The sequence below is a fragment of the Pseudomonas sp. MF6767 genome, assembly GCF_016405475.1.
GTDB lineage: Bacteria > Pseudomonadota > Gammaproteobacteria > Pseudomonadales > Pseudomonadaceae > Aquipseudomonas > Aquipseudomonas paracarnis.
Window position 1 is genome coordinate 1 of sequence record NZ_JAEKCY010000044.1, and the last position, 3,880, is coordinate 3,880.

The following is a 3,880-nucleotide window of genomic DNA, read 5'->3' on the forward strand; positions in this document are numbered from 1 at the left end:
TGGCGCGTGGCGGCGGCCCCCCAAATCACTGGCGGATTACGGGCACACCGAGCCTGGGCGAGGTGCCGAGTGGTGGGGCAAGAGCGTTTTGCTTACTTTTGCGCTTTTCAAAAGTGAGCCGCTGTAAGAGCGGAACCCTAGGTGGCCGTTACCGCAGGAATGGATATGTACGCATTCCAACCCAACTAAATGGTCGACCAGAAGGCCGCCATCGCAGGCAAGCCAGCTCCCACATTTGGACCGGGGAGCGTCAGGTAGACAGGGGTCGGCTGTCAGGTCTTTACCCAGGCCAGCGTCAGCGCGCAACCATATTTGTACTCAATCAAGAAGCCAACCATGCAAACGTCTAAATTCCGCAAAATCGGCATTCTGGCTTCAGTGGCCGTCGCAATCGGCCTGGCCATCTACACCGTAAACGCCCCCGCCGACGCCCCCCAATACCTCACCGCGACCGCAGAACGCGGCGATATCGAAAACGCGGTATTGGCCACCGGCCTGCTCGAAGGCGTCAAACAAGTCGACGTCGGTGCCCAGGTCTCTGGCCAGCTCAAGTCGCTGAAAGTCAAAGTCGGCGACAAGGTAAAGAAGGGCCAATGGCTGGCTGAAATCGACCCCTTGATCCTGCAGAACACCCTGCGCAAAGCCCAGGTCGATGAAGAAAACCTCCAGGCCCAACGCCGGGCGACAGCCGCGCAGCTCAAGCAGGCCAGGTCCGTATATGAGCGCTACAAAGGCTTGCAGGCCGATGAGTCGGTGTCACGCCAGGATTTCGAAGACGCCGAATCGACCTACCAGGTGCAGCAGGCCAACCTGCTGTCCCTGGACGCACAGATCAAAAGCGCGCACATCGAGATCGACACCGCCAAGGTCAACCTGGCCTATACCCGCATCAACGCGCCCATCGACGGCGACGTGGTGGGTATAGTCACCCAGGAAGGCCAGACCGTGATCGCCAGCCAGTTGGCGCCCGTGCTGCTCAAGCTGGCAGACCTGGACACCATGACCGTCAAGGCCCAAGTGTCGGAAGCGGATGTGATTCATATCAGCCCCGGCCAGCAGGTGTACTTCACCATTCTCGGCGAGGCGGACAAGCGCTATTACGCCAAGCTGCGCGGCACCGAGCCGGCGCCGCAGAACTTCCTTGAAACCCAGACCGCCGGCACGCCGAAGCAAAACACCGCGGTGTTTTACAACGCGTTGTTCGACGTGCCCAACCCAGAGCACCGCCTGCGCATCGCCATGACCGCCCAGGTGCGCATCGTGCTCGACACCGCCCAGGCCGCGCTGATAGTGCCCGTGGCGGCGCTGGGCGTGCGCAATGCCGATGGCCGCTACGACGTGCGGGTGCTGGATGCCAAGGGCAAGGCGGTCGCCCGCACGGTGAAGACCGGTATCAATAACAACGTCAAGGTGCAGATCCTGGACGGCCTGGCCGAGGGCGACACCGTGGTGATCGGCGATGCTACACCTGCCGTGGCGGGGAGTTGAGTCATGACCCAGCCTCTGTTGGAAATCAAGGGCATCACCCGCAGCTTCATGGCCGGCGAGCGTGAATTCATCGCGCTCAAGGGCATCGACCTGACCATCCATGCCGGGGAAATGCTGGCGATCATCGGCGCCTCCGGTTCGGGTAAATCGACCCTGATGAACATCCTCGGTGGCCTGGATTACGCCACCGCCGGCAGCTACAAGATCAATGGCATCGAAACCCGCTCCCTGGGCGATGAGCAACTGGCAGAGCTGCGGCGCGATTACTTTGGGTTTATCTTCCAGCGTTACCATTTGCTCGCGCACCTGAGCGCTTTGCACAACGTGGAGATGCCGGCGATCTACGCCGGCACCCCGCAAAGCCAGCGCCATAGCCGCGCCGGGGAATTGCTGGCACGCCTGGGCCTGTCGTGCCACACCAGCCATCGGCCCAGCCAGCTGTCCGGCGGGCAACAGCAGCGGGTGAGTATCGCGCGGGCCTTGATGAATGGCGGTGAAGTGATCCTGGCCGACGAACCCACCGGCGCCCTCGACACCCACAGCGGCAAGGAGGTGATGCGCATCCTCGCCGAACTGCACGCGGCGGGGCACACGGTGATTATCGTCACCCACGACCCCAAGGTCGCGGCGAACGCCCAGCGCATTGTCGAGGTGTGTGATGGCGAGATCATCAGCGACAAGGCCAACGACAGCGTCGGCCTGGAATTGCCCGTCGAGGCGCCGGTCGAGCCCCGACGCAGCGGGGCGCGGCGCCTGGTGGCGAGCCTGGGGCTGTTCAAGGAAGCGTTCAACATGGCGTGGGTGGCGCTGATTTCCCACCGCATGCGCACCTTGCTGACCATGCTCGGGATTGTCATCGGCATCACCTCGGTGGTGTCGATCTCGGCCATCGGCGAAGGCGCCAAGCGCTATGTGCTCAAGGACATCCAGGCGATTGGCAGCAACACTATCGATATCTTTTCCGGCACCAGCTTTGGCGACAGTCGAGCCTCGGCGATCCAGACGCTGATGCCCTCGGATGTGGACGCGCTGAACCAGCTGTATTACGTCGACAGCGCCACGCCGGTGGTGGGCCGCAACCTGATGCTGCGCTTTGGCAACATCGACGTGGATGCACAGGTCAATGGTGTCAGTGACCGCTACTTCAAGGTCAAGGGCCTCAAGCTTGAAGCCGGCATTGCCTTCAGCGAAAGCGATGCGCGGCGCCAGGCCCAGGTGGTGGTGATCGACCACAATACTCGCCAGCGCCTGTTCGGGCCCAACATCGACCCGCTGGGCCAGGTGATCCTGATAGGCAACCTGCCGTGCACGGTGATCGGGGTGACGGCGGACAATAAAAACATGTTCGCCGCCAGCAAGGCCCTGAACGTGTGGGTGCCATACGAAACCGCGGCGGGCCGTCTGCTGGGCCAGCGTCATCTGGACAGCATCACCGTGCGCATCAAGGACGGCCAGCCGAGCAAGGTGGTGGAAGACAACGTCAATAAGCTCATGCTGCAACGCCATGGCACCAAGGATTTCTTTACCAACAACCTCGACAGCATCATGCAGACGGTGCAGAAAACCAGCCGCTCCCTCGCGCTGTTGCTGTCATTGATTGCGGTGATCTCTTTGCTGGTGGGCGGTATTGGTGTGATGAATATCATGCTGGTGTCGGTCACCGAGCGCACCCGTGAAATCGGGATTCGCATGGCGGTGGGGGCGCGGCAATCGGATATTCGCCAGCAGTTTCTGGTGGAGGCGGTGATGGTGTGCCTGATCGGCGGGATCATCGGGATCTCGTTGTCCTACGCCATCGGCTACCTGTTTTCGCTGTTTGTGAAGGAGTGGGAGATGGTGTTTTCGGTGGGCTCGATCATTACCGCGTTTGCCTGTTCGACGTTGATCGGCATTGTGTTTGGTTTTGTACCGGCGCGGAATGCGGCGCGGTTGGACCCGATAGAGGCACTGGCCCGGGACTGACCTGAGGGAGCTGCTGATCGTTCCCACGCTCCGCGTGGGAACGCCGCCATAGACGCTCTGCGTCCACAGTGACGCAGAGCGTCACGGGATCCATTCCCACGCGGAGCGTGGGAACGATCTTAGTCTTCGGTCGAGTACATCCACCGCAACAACGAGTGCCGCCCGCTGATCCCCAACTTGATCGCCGCACGCTTGAGGTAGCTCTCGATGGTGTTGACCTTCAACGCCAATTGCTCGGCCAACTCCGGCGCGGTGCGCCCGGCCAGCAGGCCTACGCACACTTGTTGATCGTTCCCACGCTCTGCGTGGGAACGCCGCCATGGACGCTCTGCGTCCACAGTGACGCAGAGCGTCACGGGATCCATTCCCACGCGGAGCGTGGGAACGATCTTAGTCTTCGGTCGAGTACATCCACCGCAACAACGAGTGC

Annotated in this window: 2 protein-coding genes and 1 pseudogene; 2 read left to right on the plus strand and 1 reads right to left on the minus strand. The window is 61.7% G+C overall.

All coding sequences use genetic code 11. The features are described from left to right. Positions 1-336 precede the first annotated feature (336 nt). Together macA and JFT58_RS29910 are read left to right on the plus strand one after the other, a co-directional pair. Entirely contained in the window at positions 337-1,488 is a 1,152-nt protein-coding gene (macA, locus tag JFT58_RS29905; protein ID WP_054898758.1) for a macrolide transporter subunit MacA, read from the plus strand. A 3-nt stretch (positions 1,489-1,491) separates the two neighbouring features. Beyond that, positions 1,492-3,450: a MacB family efflux pump subunit gene (locus tag JFT58_RS29910; RefSeq protein WP_198834873.1), complete on the plus strand. Its 1,959-nt coding sequence runs from the start codon at positions 1,492-1,494 to the stop codon at positions 3,448-3,450. Positions 3,451-3,569: 119 nt separating this feature from the next. On the opposite strand, the pseudogene JFT58_RS29915 reads toward JFT58_RS29910, so the two are convergent. Beyond that, positions 3,570-3,734: pseudogene (locus tag JFT58_RS29915) on the minus strand (helix-turn-helix transcriptional regulator); the annotation flags it as partial. Between the last annotated feature and the right edge of the window lie 146 nt (positions 3,735-3,880).

Bases quoted from the DNA above. Each gene is read 5' to 3' on its own strand.
- macA (WP_054898758.1), top strand. From the start codon at position 337: ATGCAAACGTCTAAATTCCGCAAAATCGGCATTCTGGCTTCAGTGGCC.
- JFT58_RS29910 (WP_198834873.1), top strand. From the start codon at position 1,492: ATGACCCAGCCTCTGTTGGAAATCAAGGGCATCACCCGCAGCTTCATG.